This is a genomic window from Caballeronia sordidicola (assembly GCF_002220365.1).
In the GTDB taxonomy this organism is placed as follows: Bacteria; Pseudomonadota; Gammaproteobacteria; order Burkholderiales; family Burkholderiaceae; genus Caballeronia; species Caballeronia sordidicola_C.
Genome location: NZ_MTHB01000042.1, coordinates 1 through 14,967 on the forward strand (window position 1 = coordinate 1; position 14,967 = coordinate 14,967).

A 14,967-nucleotide genomic window follows, 5' to 3' on the forward strand; every position below is an offset into this window, starting at 1 on the left:
GCGGCGTGACGTCTGCAGTCACGCCGCGGTTGGGACCTTTCGCATGCGAAAGTCGCGGGGACTATGGCTGCAGGTCGGCGCCTACCCGGACGGTGCCATCCGAGGTGGCATGGACCGCAGGTACGCCAGTTGCGGTGGCGATGGTCTGAACGAAGGACGGCCCAATCAGACCAATCGCCAGAATGCCCAGCACGAGCGCAAGGTTGCGATAGCCACCGCCATGCGCGAGTTGCCAGATCGTGACAAGGAGGGATATCAGCACGAGAACCATGATCAGCGTACTGTCGAGCATGCCCTGCAAAGTCGATACGAGTGTGTCCCACGCGCTGGCGGTTAGTGCAGTACCGCCATTGAGCGCACCGACAGAAATGAGCATGGCGCCCATGGCGAGCACCATGAATGCGACAGGTCGGAACGATCGCACGGGCGCGTTGAACTGGATTGCTGCGGACTCTTGTTTCATAGGTTCCTCTTTATTACTGTGGCATTGAATTGGGCATGGAGCTGCCTGGGCTTTCACTAGCGGACGATTGGCTGCCCGGCTGGATGAAATCGGTGTGCTGCGATAACTCGGGTTGGGCTTTCGGAGCCCCTATGGTCTTCGCTTCAACAGTCTTGTGGGGATATGAACCACCTTCCGCACTCGCTGGATCGCTGCCGTCAAAGCCGGCCCAGTGGGTCGGGACGACCTCTTTGTAGACCACCGTGCTGCTGACGCGCATGTCGTTGCCGTCGACAAAGCTCTTGATCCACGTGCGCAGGACAACCGGCCCCACGCGGACAGGCGAGCCATCTTGCGGCATGAGGTCGGCGCCGCCGAGCTGCGGCAGACTGCCTGAGCCGATATTGACTGTCTCGCCCGCGCCGGCTTTCACCGCAGGGTGCGACTTGTCGCTACCTACGGGCGCGATTTCGGTTGCCTTGTCGTACTGACTGAATTTCAATGCGGTGTCGAACCGGCTATCGGGCAACTCCCCATTTGTCGAGTTTTCAACAGCCTTGAAGCTATGGCAGTAAATGCTCGTTGGGTCCTGCTTGCGATTGCAGTCGTAGCTGTTCGATCCGATCGGGTTAAACGCGGTTGAGCATCCAGACAGTGCAGCTGCGAGACCGACCAGCAGGGCTACGGTCAAGAAATGGGGAAAACGGGTCTGTTTCATTGGTCGACTTCCTTCTTGCTGGTGCGTTTTTTCAACGCGATGTCTTCCTTCAGGATCCACGTCACGCGGGTACCCGCAGTGACCTCGACGACCGGGAAGGTCTCCTTCGCAAAGTTGAGATAGAACTGCGAAAGCTCTGTGGCCGCGTGGTTGATACCCTGCCCGACCGCTGTGCCAGCCAGATAGGCAGGATTGGGGACCTGAAAGGACTGTTGTGAGCCGTTCGAGGCATTCGTGTTGTAGGAAGACACCGCCGTTGGCGCGAGAGCCGATCCAAGACCTGCTGCCATGCCTGTAAGTGCTGCCTGCATGAGCATCGCACCTTGCTTGTTGACAACCTTGCCGGCGAGACCAAGCGTTCCGTCAACATCCAGCGCATATGCCTTGACCGGTGCTTCGTACACGTCCCCGTTCTTGAAAATGCAACTAATATGATCCGCGATGGCGTATGCGCGCTCCGCGCTTAGAACCGCCGTTGCCGATCCACCGATAAAGCAGTTTTCCAGGTCCGAGGCCTTCCACGAGTTAGGCATAATCGCCACCCCCTTGATCCGGGACACGAACGGTGCACCGACGTCCAGCGCCGATGTGACGCTGCCGACAGCACCGCCGCTTGAGCCGCTCGGGCGAGCGTTGACGCCTGAAAGCATCACGGCCTCGATGCCTGTGTAAATCGGCAAGACCAGGTCCGGACGCTTGTTCGGATCATCCGCAGGATCCGAGACGACCGGGTCGGCCACCATCATTGGCCGCGCAGGAGCGATGGGTGCTGGGGGCGGATCTGCGGCTACGCTGGATGAGTCGTGGCCAGCGGCGGACGCCGTGGTGGTTGACGTGCCCGGCTGGTCAAAGCTGACCGCTGCGGGTAGATCTTTCCCCAACCCATTGCCAGCCCCGTTCATCGCATCGCTGGCTCCCTGCGGAACTGCGGCATTCGGGGGACGGGTCACGACCCTCACGTTGCCCATCGTGTTGCCCGGGGCGTTGCCGCCCGGCGGCTGGTTTTTCAAACTTGCGAGATCCTTCCGGAGCGCATCAATCTGCGTCGACAGGTCTTCAAGCCCCTGATTGCGAGGCGAGTTCGGAAGAACACCGCTTACGTTCCCCCCGAACGTCGCCGGTGCCGGCAGCAGACCGCTGGGCGACGCCGACTGCGTCGCAACGGGTTGAGCAAACGTAGCAGCGCTCGCAGCTGGCGCGGGGTTCTGATGAATTGCCCTTTGGTAAAGGATAAAGACAGTTCCGACGGACGCAACGCCGATCAGCAGGTATCGGAACTTCGGATCCATGTCCAACCATTCCTGCTTCTTCTTCTCAAAGAATTCGATGGCCATGCTTACTGTTCCTCACGCTTGCGAGCAAGCACAATGACCTTCGTTTTCTCGCCCGGAAGCAGAAGCGGCTTGGGATAGATCGATACGGCAAGTACATCGCGGCCGTCAAACTCCTGTTCGCGGAGGTTCGCGCGCAACTGACCAGGATTGCGTACCGTATAGACGTAGATGTCTCCGTCACGATCGCTATATCGTCCGTCCACGGTCACAACCAGGCCGTCCATCGCGATGGGCGGCATTTGCACGTCAACCTGCGAATAGCCGTCCGGAGCGCGACCCAACGCCACCGTCTCCATGACGTCCTGCACGTGATTGATGTAGTCGCTGCTGTTTAGGGCGGGTTTCTGATGTCCGGCGACAATCCCGGTGTCATCCGTCACGATCACGGTTTGCGCTGGTATGTCCTTCGGAACCAGTTCAAGACCCAAGGCTGGCCCACCCCCTGGCGGCTCAATAAACAGCTCTCGTGTCGCAGCGGGCAGCGTCTGCCAGTACACGTAAATATTGTTGCTGACAGGCCGGTGATCGACCTTTACGTCACTGGTCTGGATGATGTACGGGTTCTTGAACGGCAACTGGATACGATTCGGCTCGTTCACGCTCATGTACACCGTCTGCGTCCCGCCATTGGTCCACGCAATTCGACGGGCTTTCGTCGGGTCAAGCGCGTCCATGCTCTCCCCCGGAATCTTCATCACGCCAGGCAGATTGATTTCCTTGGGCGCCGTATCCTTCACGGCGATCGATGGATCGACTGCCAGGGGGTCGTGTGCCTTGGCGTGCTGGTCACGGGCACTCTTGTGCTTCGAGGCGGAATGCTTCGTCGCGCTTGCGGCCTGTAGGCCATCTGCCGGCGTGGTATCGGCGCGTGCAAACCCCGACGCCGAAAAGCCCACCGACGCGAGGAGCAGTGCGGCCAGGTAATGGTTCTTTGTCAGCTTCATTTCTTTTGCGCCTGTATCCACTGAGTGTTATGTACCCTGTCGCCGGGGTAAGACGCGGCATCGTCAAAGGTCATCTGGTAGTTGGCGAAATGGACCGGGTATTCGAAGACGTACGGTTCGGCCGTGTCTTTCGCCGCGTTGACGGTGTGAAGATCGCCTAGCACGAAGACGCGACCAAGCTTGTCGTCAGAGACGAAGCCGCGGGTTACAAAGTAATAGCTACCGAGTTCATGTTCGGCTTTCAACGTCGCGACTTTGTCGTCAATTGCCTTACTCACTTTGGTGAAGCAATCGGGCGAAAGGAATGGCTGCACGAACGCCTTGACGCTTTCGCCATTGCTGGGGTTGATGGAAGCCAAAGCCGTTGTGACGGCATACGCGTAAGCCCGTTCCGCTCCAACATCCATACCGTTCTTCTCGATCTTGGCGCCGTTAGGCATGCCCGGCACCTCACGAACGACGATCTCGGTCATGAAGAAAACCTTTATGGCTAACAGCAAGACCGCCACGGCCACGGCCAAGATCCCGTAGATGAGCAGGCCGTTTTCCTTGCGAAGCTGAGCAACCGATTTGTTGCGATTTGGAAAATCCATAAAACTTCCTTTACTCCACGCGATGGAGAATTTTTGCGAGCAGCCGCTTCGTGCCCGGATTGATGATCGTTGCGTCGCCGACGTACACCATGCGCTGGGTTTTGAAACCCTTGGAATATTTCGCCAGACTCCAACTGAACAGAAACGCGTGGAAGAATCCCGGCAAACGGGTGTTTCTCCATTCCAGGTATTTCCGGTTCACGTGGTAGCCGACAAACGGAATCCCTAGGTACGCGCCGGTGCCCCAAGCCTTTCCGGCAAACAGCGCGACGAAGACACTGACGATCAGGATGTACGTGTCCTTGAATTCGACGCCGAGAAATGCACTCTCTGCGCCACCATGCTTTGGGATACGAAAAGATTCATTCGACACGTGAGTCCCCGGCGCTCCAGCAAACTAGGTGATCCTTCCAGTCCGGGTCGCTTGCGTGACTCAACGTAGGAACGCACGTCTTGTCACCGACCACGACGACCTTGGGCCAATTGACCTGCGGTTTAGCGTGAAAGCGAGTACGCCGCAGACGTGCCCGCTGCTGAGAGGCGCCGATCGCTGCGAGCTGGTCCGCACGCATCTGAGAAAGGGCGTCCTCTTCCTGCGCACTAAACAAGTCATACGTTTGTCGCGGCGGCCGCCCAACGATGAAGCGCTGGGGAAGTCGGCCGTCCACCGCCGGGCTGGCCGAGTACACGTATTCACCGCCATTAGGAAGCTGCACCGTCGCAGCTCCTGCCGAGTAAGGCGCATGCTGAACGAAGCTCACGCCATCGTTGGGAAGCGCTGCAAACCCGCTTGCTGGCATCGCGGCGCACGTCAATATCAGTAGTTTGTGTATGTTCATAACATTGATTTTAATCACTACATGAACCGGTCACAATTAATATGTTTCGCCGAACGCAGAATAGTAGGTGCGCTTCGCAAAATCACTCGCGGACTCCAGTTTCGAGTCTTGCGCGAAGAACTTCAGGGCCTGCGAAAGGCTGATTTCGCCAGCTACTTTCGAATACTCGCCGGGGTTGTCGCTATTACCGTGGCCGACTACAAACGTGGGAACCGAGACGACGTGGTAACGCTTTGTGAGCACCGGATCGATGATCCAGCGCGCTGGCTGCTTCTGGCAGCAGGCATCATTGATTTCCTTCGCGAATTTTTGCGTGGACATCAAGGTTGCGTCGGTGCCACCGAAGCCGTTGAGCACAATCACCGCGTGCGCCGCGCCCGCTTCGCGCGCCAGCTCGAGGAGCGTCTCGCGGGGCATTTGCGTCGAGACGAAAATGAACGTGTTCCACCGCGCTGTCATGGTCTCGAGCAGCGGGGTGTCGGCCTGAGCCCCGACAGTTGTGACTGCCGCGACAAAGAGAGCGATCCATTTTTTCATCGGAAGTCCTTCACTGAGCTATGGTGGTGGTGGCGCAGCAGTCCTTGCGCTGAAAGACGAAGTAGCCGTAGTCCTTGTCTTGAGGGCGTGAGGTACCAATCTCTTGAAAAGAGAGGGGCCTGCCGATTGGCGTGCACATGTTGTCCGGGAACGGGAAGGTCCGATTGGTCTTGTACTGACGCTTGTCCATGACGAGCTGCGGAACGCCGAGTGCGCCGCAGGAGTCCAGTGCATCCTGGCCAGCCGATGTTTGTTGAGCGCCGGCAGCATGCAGCTTCGCGAAAATGCGCGCGATCATCAGATGTGAAACCTGTTCGGGCGTGTTGGCGACCGCAACGTTGCCGTCGAGCGGATACATTGGTCCCCACGCTCCGGCGACCCAAAAAAGGATCTCCATCGGAAACCCGACTGTCGCCGAGATCGAGTCAGGCAGCTCCGCGGCGATGCTTGGTATGCCGGCAAACGGGTATGCGTACGGAGTCAGCATGAGGGAGAGTGCGTCGTCGTTCCAGGTCGGGTCGGCCCAACTGAGGAACGGCACATCGAAGGACCGGCTATCAAGACACGGGTTATTGACCACGACCCCGATCGCGGACATCACCGGGTTGATGTATTCGTTGACCTGCATGAAACTCGACTTTCGCTTACCCCCTATTGGGGCTGTCGTGACCTTCTCGCCCCCATATTCGGCAGCGTTGTATGGCGTATTAATGTCAATACCGCCGAGCAGCGGCATGCATCCGGGTTTGGTGGTGGTGTCGACCATGTAGCGTGGCTCCCAAAACGAGACAGGCGTGCCGACGGCAAGGTTGTTTGCGCAGATGCAGATTGGCGAACCGCTGACGCCCGTGTTGTAGTCATCGCCAGAGACGCCGAGATTTAGCAAGCCTCCCATGATCGAAATCGGGAATATGCAGTCGTAGCAGACATCGGTTATCAGATTGGGGAAACTGCCGTTGCAGATCTGCTGAGCTTGCGCCCCCCCTGAAAGCCCGAAACCTATGACGACCGCGAGCCAAAGACGGATCAGATGTTTCAATTTGAGGCTCCCATGCCGAACTGGATCGCGAGCTTGTCGCCTTGTTGGAAAAGTGCCGCTGGCACGCTGTTGACATCCACGCCATACAGCTTCTGCAGGGTGTTGATGATCATCTTTCGCTGGTCAAAATAGAACGGGACGCCCATCCCACCGTGCCACGGTACGTTGCGGTACTTGATTCGCATCAGATACGGCGAGCCGGCCGTGAGCACAATCTTTAGTTGCTCGGCCTGGCTTCTGGCGACTGCGTACGCGACCTGCTTCGGGTCAGTGCCATCGATGAAGATCAGGCCGCTGGTGAGCGGCATGATCTTCAATGGCTGGATCACCGTTCCACGTCTGACAATCACCCGGCCGTTCTGATCTTTGTAGTCCTCGGGAACAGCGAACTGGAGATCGCGTAGCTCAGTGCGCACGGCGTAGTCGCTCTTGACGCCGAGGGACGGCGGATTTTTGATCGAGTCGATCGTACGGTTGCGATAGTTCTTCCAGAACTGGTCAAGTTCGCCGGTGGACTGCTTTCGGCGCATGACATCCTTGATCTGTTCCGCTGCGTCGGGGTCGAGCGCGTACGTCTGCGCTTTGACGCCGAGATCCTCCGCGCGTGCCAAGCTTGCGAATGTCACAGTTGCAAGCAGGGTTCCAATCAGGATTTGCTGTTTCATTGCTGCACCACCATCGTTGGTCTTGTTGGTTGTTCTGAAACGACGCCCTTTGAAGGGTGGGCTGCGGTCTGGTTGCTGGCGGGTTGACGGGTTATGCGCTCGTACATGTTCTGCACTTGTTTCGCGTAACCGATCCGCGCCTGCTCCTTGTTGGGGGAAATGCCAGCCCCGTAAGCCCCGACCGCTCGCCATGTGTTGCCGTACATGCGCATGAAGTCCGAGAGGATGAAAGCTCCGACGTTGATGTTCGTACACTCGTCGTACAGATCCCGCTCGTAGATGTCGTATTTCTGAAGCCACTTCAGATGCCACGGCATTACCTGCATCTCCCCAATTGCTCCTGTATCGGCGTTGGTCACATGTGGTCGGTAGTCCGACTCCACTTTCGCGATCGCCCGGAGGAGATCGACGTTAATGTGACGCCGTTGCGCAGCGTGTGCGAAGCACTCGTCAGCGCCCGCTCGTGCCACGTCGCTTACAATTAGTAATGCTAATAGAGAGATTCGAAGATAGAGCATCAGGGATATCGACGAAGGCCTATCCCGGCCAGTTTTCTCATGAGAGTGAAGAGCCCGAGGATTACCTCAATCGCGATCGCAGCGAAGACGACGTAGAACGACAGTGCGATGATGAGGGGCCCCATAGCGCCCATTTCGGCCGCTGTCGACATCATGAAAACGCCGGTGGCGATCAATGACATGACGCCTGCGTGCAGGACCGAATGCTGGCCGCGAAGTGCCAGCCTCGAAAGGAGGCGATGCAGGAGCTTGCTCATTTAGATGCCGCCGCGAGGTTGGCCTGAGACTTCGCGAGTTGTGCTTCGATCCGATCGGTCGGAATAAGACCGGGAATCAGCGATCCGTCTGCGAAGATCAGCGCGGGGGTGCCGTTGATATTCCACTTCTGACCGAAGGCTAGGTTGCGCGCGATCGGGTTTTCGCAGAGCGGTTGTTCTGGCTGCTTGTGCTGATGCAGGTAGTCATGCCATGCGGGGATGAGCATGTCAGGTTTGACGAGACCAGCCATGTTTTGATAGTCGTGCCATGCCTGGGCACGGTCGGTCTGACACCAGATGCTTTCTGCGACGCCCGGCGCGTTCGGGTGCAACTGCGCGAGGGGGAAAGGGAATAAGTAGACCGTGACGTCTGTCAACTTCGTGAGGTTGCCCTCCAGTTGACGGCAGTATGGGCAATCAGGGTCGGAGAACACATAGAGTCGCCGCGAGCCGCTACCAAACTTGATCGCATCCTTCAAATCCAGTTGGGCGACGTCGACCTTCGGCCGATTGGCGGCCTCAAGGTCAGCTGAGAGCGAGTGGTTGCTTTTCAGATCGATCACGTTTCCCGAAATCAGGATCGACATATCGTCGCGGACAAAGAAAATCTCGCTGCCCTTCACCACAGACCAGAAGCCGGGAAAGGCGGGCTCAATCTTCGCTCCCTGCGCGGCAGGGAACCGCTTGACCAGGTCGTCCGGGAAACTTGCATGCGCCAGAAGGGTGTAACCGGCACAGAACAATGCTGCAGAAACTTTCAAAACCTTCGAAGCAAGCCGCATAGATCCTCTATTTCGGGTGAGAGCGCCTCATGAGGCGAATTCTCACCTCTGGCAACTCGGGTTTGTATTGCAAGATGAACTCAATGATCGGTCGGACATTGGCCCATACGCGAGCGCTCTTGCGCTGGGTGTACAGCATGTGTTCGATGTTCGATCTGGTGAACTTCGTGAGAAGAACGTAGCCGCCTTGCACTTCCTCAATCACAAAATCCTTAATCGTTCCGGCCGCAGCCGCGTCCTTCAGATCCTGCTCGACAATGACGTTCATATTTCGCTCCAGGTCAGTAATCCCGAAATGATACCGAAGCGAGCAAGCACGCCGGGCTTTTTCCCTGCACAGCGTCAATACGGGTCCGACTCAACCGGTCAGTAGTGAAGTCGATAATACACATCAATTTATCAAAACATCAATATTGACGTTATGAAAAATAGTTGTTGAACACCACAGCGCCGTAGACCAATGCCAGCACAGACAGGCACGCCGTGTACTCAAGCTCGTACACGCCTTTGTGTTTGCGCCAGTAGAGGAAACCTCCTAAAAGGGTGGCGATGAATATCAGTTTGACGGTGGAGAGCACGCAGAAAAAGCTTACCCACTGACTAAGCCAGTTCAAGAGCTTGTTCGTTTCGAAACGCCCCTCCGGGGCGGATAGCGTGCTATGCCAGTCGAGCACCTGCAAAACCGTGACGACCCCGATGAGGATCGGCGTGCGGTTTCGAAGGATGGATTGGAATGGTTGGTCCTGCGTCATGGTGCCCCCGTATAGGCCGCGCCGTGTTGTTAACTTGTATCAGGCGCTGGGGTGATTATAATTTAATTTCGAGAGTGTTGCATTATGTAACGTTGCTCGCCAACAACCGAATTTCGGCGATTGATCATGTGGTTTTGACGAACGTGCGCGTCTCGGCGGGCTCGTGCAATCGAAGCATGCAAGAGATGAAGATCGAGACTCTTAAGTTCTCGCGTAAACTACACTTTCCCTGTAAGTGCGCCTGACGAGAGTCCAGTAGCGCTTGCAAGATCGGCGGCCTCCGTCTGATCGCTGTCGCGTTTGAACGAGATCAAAAAGATGGCCGGCACTGGATCAGAACCGTTTCCATGCTCCACCATTAACCGCAGTTCCATGAAGTCCGACCAACGACTGGTTTTACGGGCGGGAGAGTGCCTATGCAGCTTGAAAATATTCGGTATGTGAACTTCGATGAACCCGACCGACGGCGGGTACAGGAGAGCGCGATCGAGGCGGCGACAGCGGATCCGGCGAAGTACATTGAAGCGTACCGGCAAGACTCTCGGTCGTTCGACGGTCGCTACGTTGCAGCCGATCTCTTCAAGGAGACGTTTGGCGAATACAGCGCATCGCGCGAGTCGCGCAATCGCTTTAACAATCCGGTTCACAACACTGCGGCAGTCCTGTCGTCTGCCCTCTTCGCCGAGAACCTGCAGGGGGCGCGTGAATCAGGGCGGGATATCGTGTACTTCCTGACGGGATCGCCGGGTGCGGGTAAGACGTCCATGGTGTTGAAGGAGAACGCCCTACCGCCGGACGCGCATATGGTCTTCGAGGGCCAGATGTCTAACTTTGAAACGAGCCGAGACAAGATCCAGCAGACGATAGATGCTGGATTTCGGCCGCACATCGTCGTGGTCCACGCTCGCTCGGAAAACGCCCTCGACAACACGATACGGCGGTTCTACGAGGAAGGCCGTGGCTCGAGCATCGCGACGCTCGCGAAGATTCAGGGCGGCCTCCCACAGTCGCTTGAGCAACTTGGCGCATACTTTGGCAATAACCTGCTGCTGGACATCATCGACGTTCGCGATCGGGCGAATCCGGTGAACCTGCAGGGATTCGACAACATCAACGTTCTGAAATCGGAGGGAACACATGACCACATCCAGCAACGACTCCAATCCCGAATCGAAGACCAGTGGAGCATCGGACGAATCGACGAAGACGCCTACCGACAAGCAGCCGGACTCTCACCCCGAGATCGCCTCTCGTTGGATTCAGAGCTCAATGAAAGGCATCAAGGAAATGCACGAGAACGAGGAAATCCGCAAGGAGATCGCGGACCGGCTGTTCTAGACGAAGGTCGCGCGGGGGACCAGGGTCATCGCGGCCCATCTCAGACGCTGTTGCGCATCACCGACTCGGAAAAGATACGGTCGGCCGTCCAGGGACAGGTCATTAATGTTGACGGCGACCACGTGCTTGTGCAGACAGGGCGGGCAGATGCGGTGCGATTCCCGAAGGCTCAAATGAGCCGCGAAGTCAAACTTGGCGACAAGGTGGCGCTTGAGTTCAAGGAGAACGACCTTCAACAGGGGAATGACCGGAATCGCCAACGCGGCCCCGCGCGACAAATCGAGCAGGATCGTCAGACGGAATCCACGCCGAGGAACGTCAAGAATCGCGGGATCGACGGTCTTTGACGACGGCCGATTCCGCATACACAAGGGACGACCGAGTCCTGAATACCAAATAAGAGAACGGGGATCTGCAGATGCATCACTACCTGATCGACGGGAAGACATACCAAGAAGATGATCCGAGCCTGCAGGCGGCGCTCGGTCGCGTGCACCATACAAAGATCCGGCCTCTTTGTCTCTGCGTCAGACCTGGCGAACCGATGTATGTCTCAAAGGTATCCGGGCACTTCCAGATCAAGCGGATGCCGGACTCTGGAGCGGAACACTCTGCCGATTGCGACTCGTACGAACCGCCTGCCGAACTGAGTGGCCTCGGCGAAGTTATGGGGCATGCCATCAAGGAGGACGTCGAAGAAGGGATGACCATGCTCCGACTCGACTTCGCTCTCAACAAGATCGCAGGTCGGGCCCCGCCATCCCCCTCAGACGCCGAAAAGGACAGCATCAAGGGCGAGACTTCGAAGCTGACGATCCGCTCCTTGCTGCATTTCCTGTGGGATGTCTCACATCTGACTCACTGGAACCCTGGCATGCAGGGAAAACGGAGTTGGGCGACGGTGCACAAATATCTGAGCCGCGCTGCGCAGGGCAAGTACACGAAGGGTTTGCATCTGCCGAGCACGCTCTATGTGCCAGAGCCGTTTTACGTCGATCGCAAGAACGAGATAGCGCAGCGACGTAGCGCCCTAATTGCTGCCGCGGAAAAATCCGATCGGCCTGGACAGAAGCTCTTTATCGTCATCGGTGAAGTGAAAGAGGTCGCTTCTGCGCGTTACGGCCACAAAGTCGTGCTCAAACAGGTTCCTGATTTTCACTTCATGATGAGCGAAGACTTGAACAAGAAGCTGAAGGTCTTTAAGGACGAAATCAGCCTATGGAACGCCTTCCCGGAAATTCACCTCGTTACGATCGCAACCTTCAGTGTTGGGCGTACCGGCATCGCCGAGATCGAGGAAATGGCGTTTATGGTGACCAACGAGCAGTGGATTCCATTCTCCAATGTTGACGAGAAGAACCTGATTGACTCTCTGATCGCTTCGGAGCGCAGGTTCGTCAAGGGTTTGCGTTATAACCTGCCCTCTTCCCGTCCACTCGCAAGCGTGATCCTTAGCGACACGCCGCATAAACATACGGCGGTGTACATGGTGCCGGGCGATGCATCAGAAGGCTACATGGCCGCGCTCGGTGACCTGACTGACAATGACAAGCTCACGCACATTCAGTGGCTCGCGGGCAACATCATGCCGGAGTTACCACCGGCGAGCGCCACGGCGCGGGCAGCTTGAAAGCGGCCTTCTTTTTTTCGCATGCGAAAGCCCCGCAAGACGCCGCGCAGATAATTCGCCTTTCGCCTAACGCGTACTGAATCACGCTCCCATGGATATTGGAACCCGACAGAGTCTGCTCGCCATCTGTGCCTACCTTCTTCCGGCCGTTCTCGGAGCGATCGCGCTCGGCCGCTGCGCACGCGGCAATGCGACGTTCGCCTTGCTTTCGTTCCCCGGTACCTTGGCCCATGAACTCCTGCACCTGATAGTGGCGTTCATCACGTTCGCCCGTCCCGTAAGCCTCTCCGTGTGGCCGCGGCGGGCACAGGACGGCTCGTACCTGTTCGGAGGTGTGTTGATGGAGAACGTGCGATGGTGGAACGCCGCGCCGGCCAGCCTCGCGCCGATGCTTGGTTACGGCATAGCTGCTGGCGCTGCCTGGATGCGGCTACGCCACGGCTTTATCTTCTCACCGTGGGATCTGCTGGTGTGGGCAGCACTCGCGCAGCTGCTGCTCGCGTCGTGGCCCTCCAGCGTGGACTGGCGTCTCTCAGTGAGATCGTGGCCCCTCTTGCTGGCGGCGCTGGCAGCAGTCTGGTATCACTATGCGCACGGTCTGGCAGGCGGGTGAACCCCCGCGCGTGAACGAAAAAAAGGGGCGCTCGGCGCCCCTTCGGCTTTGCGATATCACCTATCGTTTCGCGCTCACAACCTGACCATCACTTGCCGAGACCGCTCTTGGCGACTTGCTGCTCGACATACGCGGCGAACAGGACGTGCAGGTGCGTCGTTGGGTGAAGCGTGTCTGCGAACATGTACGTCTGGTCTGCTCCGGCGACGGTGTACAACTGCGGCGAGCAGAACAGCGAAGAACCAAAGGCGCTGGGGTCAGCTACGCCGAACTTCGTGGCGTTGGCCACCATAGCCGCGATGTTGCAAGCTGTCCCGGTGTTCGAGACCGTGAAGCCGTTGGCCAGGTAGTTGGCTGTGATGCCGTCCTGCCAGTTGAAGGCATCGATCTGGATCACCTGGTTCGACGACAGCCCGAGGCCCTGGATCGATTGCGTCAGCACCGTGTTGTACACGGTCGACAATGCCGTAAGTAACTGCTGGGCGGACGCACCACCTGCTACCCCGAGAGGAGTCTGGCCGATATCCGGAACGTTCGATACTACAACGTGCGCCGCGCCGGAAGCGACGATCTGCTGGATCACGCCAGCGAAGGTTTGTGCAACGGGGCCGAGGTTAGCGACGGCCTCCTTCTGGATTGCCGTTGCCGGATCCATGCCGCCAGCCACGTCCGTTTCGATGGCGGTCTGAATCGTCGGCTCCAACTCGAAAATGTCATTGGCGCCGCCATTAATGAGCACCAGCTGGTTCGCGTTGAAGCTGCCATGAACGGAGATGTAGTTCTGGACCTGCTGCGTGACGGGAACCGTCGTGGCCTGCGCATAGGCCGCGTTTGCAACGCTTGATGCGGCACGCCCTTCCCCATTCGGATCCTGCACGCGTGCACCGCCTTGTGCGTAGCCCAAACCGGACGACGCGACCAGCGGTTGACCGAAGCCGCCGAGGTATGCCGCGGTTAGCGTACCCCCGTAGTACTCCGCGACCTTCTGCGTCCAGACCTCGCCCGGGTTCGTTGTGAAACGACCGCCGCCGAAACTCGCCGCAATCACCGGAGCATAGGTGCCCACGTCGGAGAGACTGTCGCCGAACGAGACCACCTGAAGATTGACGCCGCCAGAAGGGACGCTGCTGTTATTCGAACCGGTGTTACTGCTATCCCCGCCACCACCGCCACCTCCGCACGCGGCCAGCATTGCGAATGCCGCACTGGCTACCGTGAGTTGAGTGGCGCGCCGAAGCGTGCCGCGGTTCGAACTTGCTTTTGTGTTCAATTGATTGGTCGACGTCATCTGGCTAAGTCCTCGTTTGGTCTGGCGACGGTCGTGCCGTCTAGTTTTATTGATTTGAAGCGGTTTCGCAGGGACCAGCATTTGCCGGAGATCTGAGCCTGCTCTCGATGCTCGCGCTGAAGATCTAACGACCGCGGCACCATGGTTCAGATTGTATCATCAAAACATCGATATTGATGTTTTGATGATACCGAATTCAGATGAATGAACAGCATCTACGACGATGTGGGTCTTGGCCGATATCGTTCCTACAAAGGACCGATAGACCCAATTCTGGTTAACGGAAATCGCGGCGATAACTTGAGGGTTTCAGCCCATCCGCATTCGACGCCATCAGTCACCGCGACTGAGCAACATCCGTGAAAGGTCATTTGCGGCCACGAGGATTGCGGACCTGCTCACGAGTTCAGGAATTGTTTTTTTACAGCACAAGGCCAACGGCTTTTGACGTTGAGTGGCGTGCGCTAACTTGGTTATGAGTCGCAGGAGGAGGCGCTCCGGGTCAGTTCCGTGTGACGCCGCATGGCGTCGCGCGCATCATCGAAATGGCCTCTTTGTGTATCTCCGTGCCATAGAATGTAGACGGCCGCCTCGCGCATGATGTACTTCGCGATTGTCCATCCGGTCGGATGCGACAGACAATAATCGCTTTCTTTTGTCCACAGGCCCACGTCGTAC

General features: G+C 57.6%; 19 protein-coding genes. 3 read left to right on the forward strand and 16 right to left on the reverse strand.

The window, feature by feature from the left end; translation table 11 throughout:
* Window positions 1–61 precede the first annotated feature (61 nt).
* From BSU04_RS06845 to BSU04_RS06915, 15 genes are all read right to left on the reverse strand, one after another.
* Window positions 62–463, reverse strand: coding sequence for a hypothetical protein (locus tag BSU04_RS06845; RefSeq protein WP_089159894.1), 402 nt, complete (start codon window positions 461–463; stop codon window positions 62–64).
* Between the two features lie 13 nt (window positions 464–476).
* A complete protein-coding gene (locus BSU04_RS06850; protein WP_089159895.1) occupies window positions 477–1,160 on the reverse strand; it encodes a TraV family lipoprotein in 684 nt (227 codons plus the stop codon).
* Complete coding sequence (locus tag BSU04_RS06855) at window positions 1,157–2,494, reverse strand: TraB/VirB10 family protein (protein WP_089159896.1); 1,338 nt, start codon at window positions 2,492–2,494, stop codon at window positions 1,157–1,159. The genes BSU04_RS06850 and BSU04_RS06855 overlap by 4 nt, the downstream gene beginning before the upstream one ends.
* A gap of 2 nt (window positions 2,495–2,496) precedes the next feature.
* Complete coding sequence (locus BSU04_RS06860; RefSeq protein WP_089159897.1) at window positions 2,497–3,438, reverse strand: TraK domain-containing protein; 942 nt, start codon at window positions 3,436–3,438, stop codon at window positions 2,497–2,499.
* Entirely contained in the window at window positions 3,435–4,031 is a 597-nt protein-coding gene (locus tag BSU04_RS06865; RefSeq protein WP_089159898.1) for a TraE/TraK family type IV conjugative transfer system protein, read from the reverse strand. The genes BSU04_RS06860 and BSU04_RS06865 overlap by 4 nt, the downstream gene beginning before the upstream one ends.
* A gap of 10 nt (window positions 4,032–4,041) precedes the next feature.
* The gene (locus tag BSU04_RS06870) at window positions 4,042–4,404 is read right to left on the reverse strand and encodes a hypothetical protein (protein WP_089159899.1); all 363 of its coding nucleotides are present in this window, start codon (window positions 4,402–4,404) and stop codon (window positions 4,042–4,044) included.
* A complete protein-coding gene (locus BSU04_RS06875; protein WP_144021146.1) occupies window positions 4,394–4,747 on the reverse strand; it encodes a hypothetical protein in 354 nt (117 codons plus the stop codon). The genes BSU04_RS06870 and BSU04_RS06875 overlap by 11 nt, the downstream gene beginning before the upstream one ends.
* Before the next feature lie 159 nt (window positions 4,748–4,906).
* Complete coding sequence (locus BSU04_RS06880) at window positions 4,907–5,407, reverse strand: TrbC family F-type conjugative pilus assembly protein (RefSeq protein WP_089159901.1); 501 nt, start codon at window positions 5,405–5,407, stop codon at window positions 4,907–4,909.
* 10 nt (window positions 5,408–5,417) lie between these two features.
* Entirely contained in the window at window positions 5,418–6,446 is a 1,029-nt protein-coding gene (locus tag BSU04_RS06885) for a TraU family protein (RefSeq protein ID WP_256982262.1), read from the reverse strand.
* Entirely contained in the window at window positions 6,443–7,111 is a 669-nt protein-coding gene (locus BSU04_RS06890; RefSeq protein WP_089159902.1) for a conjugal transfer protein, read from the reverse strand. The genes BSU04_RS06885 and BSU04_RS06890 overlap by 4 nt, the downstream gene beginning before the upstream one ends.
* Window positions 7,108–7,581: a lytic transglycosylase domain-containing protein gene (locus tag BSU04_RS06895; RefSeq protein ID WP_256982268.1), complete on the reverse strand. Its 474-nt coding sequence runs from the start codon at window positions 7,579–7,581 to the stop codon at window positions 7,108–7,110. Before BSU04_RS06895 ends, BSU04_RS06890 begins: the two co-directional genes overlap by 4 nt.
* 47 nt (window positions 7,582–7,628) lie before the next feature.
* Entirely contained in the window at window positions 7,629–7,886 is a 258-nt protein-coding gene (locus tag BSU04_RS06900; RefSeq protein WP_089159904.1) for a hypothetical protein, read from the reverse strand.
* On the reverse strand, window positions 7,883–8,668 hold the full coding sequence (locus tag BSU04_RS06905) for a DsbC family protein (RefSeq protein WP_089159905.1): 786 nt from the start codon (window positions 8,666–8,668) through the stop codon (window positions 7,883–7,885). Before BSU04_RS06905 ends, BSU04_RS06900 begins: the two co-directional genes overlap by 4 nt.
* A gap of 7 nt (window positions 8,669–8,675) precedes the next feature.
* On the reverse strand, window positions 8,676–8,936 hold the full coding sequence (locus BSU04_RS06910; RefSeq protein ID WP_089159906.1) for a hypothetical protein: 261 nt from the start codon (window positions 8,934–8,936) through the stop codon (window positions 8,676–8,678).
* 151 nt (window positions 8,937–9,087) lie between these two features.
* The gene (locus tag BSU04_RS06915) at window positions 9,088–9,420 is read right to left on the reverse strand and encodes a DUF5658 family protein (RefSeq protein ID WP_089159907.1); all 333 of its coding nucleotides are present in this window, start codon (window positions 9,418–9,420) and stop codon (window positions 9,088–9,090) included.
* Between the two features lie 416 nt (window positions 9,421–9,836).
* Between BSU04_RS06915 and BSU04_RS06920 the strand changes: the two genes are divergently transcribed.
* The 3 genes from BSU04_RS06920 (at window position 9,837) to BSU04_RS47400 (ending at window position 13,001) form a co-directional block, all read left to right on the forward strand.
* Window positions 9,837–11,105: a KfrB domain-containing protein gene (locus BSU04_RS06920; RefSeq protein WP_089159908.1), complete on the forward strand. Its 1,269-nt coding sequence runs from the start codon at window positions 9,837–9,839 to the stop codon at window positions 11,103–11,105.
* Window positions 11,106–11,176: 71 nt separating this feature from the next.
* On the forward strand, window positions 11,177–12,388 hold the full coding sequence (locus BSU04_RS06925; protein WP_089159909.1) for a DUF1173 domain-containing protein: 1,212 nt from the start codon (window positions 11,177–11,179) through the stop codon (window positions 12,386–12,388).
* 91 nt (window positions 12,389–12,479) lie between these two features.
* On the forward strand, window positions 12,480–13,001 hold the full coding sequence (locus BSU04_RS47400; protein WP_256982264.1) for a hypothetical protein: 522 nt from the start codon (window positions 12,480–12,482) through the stop codon (window positions 12,999–13,001).
* Window positions 13,002–13,089: 88 nt separating this feature from the next.
* Here BSU04_RS47400 and BSU04_RS06935 read toward each other — a convergent pair whose 3' ends face one another.
* The gene (locus BSU04_RS06935; protein ID WP_089159910.1) at window positions 13,090–14,289 is read right to left on the reverse strand and encodes an SGNH/GDSL hydrolase family protein; all 1,200 of its coding nucleotides are present in this window, start codon (window positions 14,287–14,289) and stop codon (window positions 13,090–13,092) included.
* Window positions 14,290–14,967 lie beyond the last annotated feature (678 nt).

Bases quoted from the DNA above. Each gene is read 5' to 3' on its own strand.
- BSU04_RS06845 (WP_089159894.1), bottom strand. From the start codon at position 463: ATGAAACAAGAGTCCGCAGCAATCCAGTTCAACGCGCCCGTGCGATCG.
- BSU04_RS06850 (WP_089159895.1), bottom strand. From the start codon at position 1,160: ATGAAACAGACCCGTTTTCCCCATTTCTTGACCGTAGCCCTGCTGGTC.
- BSU04_RS06855 (WP_089159896.1), bottom strand. From the start codon at position 2,494: ATGGCCATCGAATTCTTTGAGAAGAAGAAGCAGGAATGGTTGGACATG.
- BSU04_RS06860 (WP_089159897.1), bottom strand. From the start codon at position 3,438: ATGAAGCTGACAAAGAACCATTACCTGGCCGCACTGCTCCTCGCGTCG.
- BSU04_RS06865 (WP_089159898.1), bottom strand. From the start codon at position 4,031: ATGGATTTTCCAAATCGCAACAAATCGGTTGCTCAGCTTCGCAAGGAA.
- BSU04_RS06880 (WP_089159901.1), bottom strand. From the start codon at position 5,407: ATGAAAAAATGGATCGCTCTCTTTGTCGCGGCAGTCACAACTGTCGGG.
- BSU04_RS06890 (WP_089159902.1), bottom strand. From the start codon at position 7,111: ATGAAACAGCAAATCCTGATTGGAACCCTGCTTGCAACTGTGACATTC.
- BSU04_RS06900 (WP_089159904.1), bottom strand. From the start codon at position 7,886: ATGAGCAAGCTCCTGCATCGCCTCCTTTCGAGGCTGGCACTTCGCGGC.
- BSU04_RS06905 (WP_089159905.1), bottom strand. From the start codon at position 8,668: ATGCGGCTTGCTTCGAAGGTTTTGAAAGTTTCTGCAGCATTGTTCTGT.
- BSU04_RS06910 (WP_089159906.1), bottom strand. From the start codon at position 8,936: ATGAACGTCATTGTCGAGCAGGATCTGAAGGACGCGGCTGCGGCCGGA.
- BSU04_RS06915 (WP_089159907.1), bottom strand. From the start codon at position 9,420: ATGACGCAGGACCAACCATTCCAATCCATCCTTCGAAACCGCACGCCG.
- BSU04_RS06920 (WP_089159908.1), top strand. From the start codon at position 9,837: ATGCAGCTTGAAAATATTCGGTATGTGAACTTCGATGAACCCGACCGA.
- BSU04_RS06925 (WP_089159909.1), top strand. From the start codon at position 11,177: ATGCATCACTACCTGATCGACGGGAAGACATACCAAGAAGATGATCCG.
- BSU04_RS47400 (WP_256982264.1), top strand. From the start codon at position 12,480: ATGGATATTGGAACCCGACAGAGTCTGCTCGCCATCTGTGCCTACCTT.
- BSU04_RS06935 (WP_089159910.1), bottom strand. From the start codon at position 14,289: ATGACGTCGACCAATCAATTGAACACAAAAGCAAGTTCGAACCGCGGC.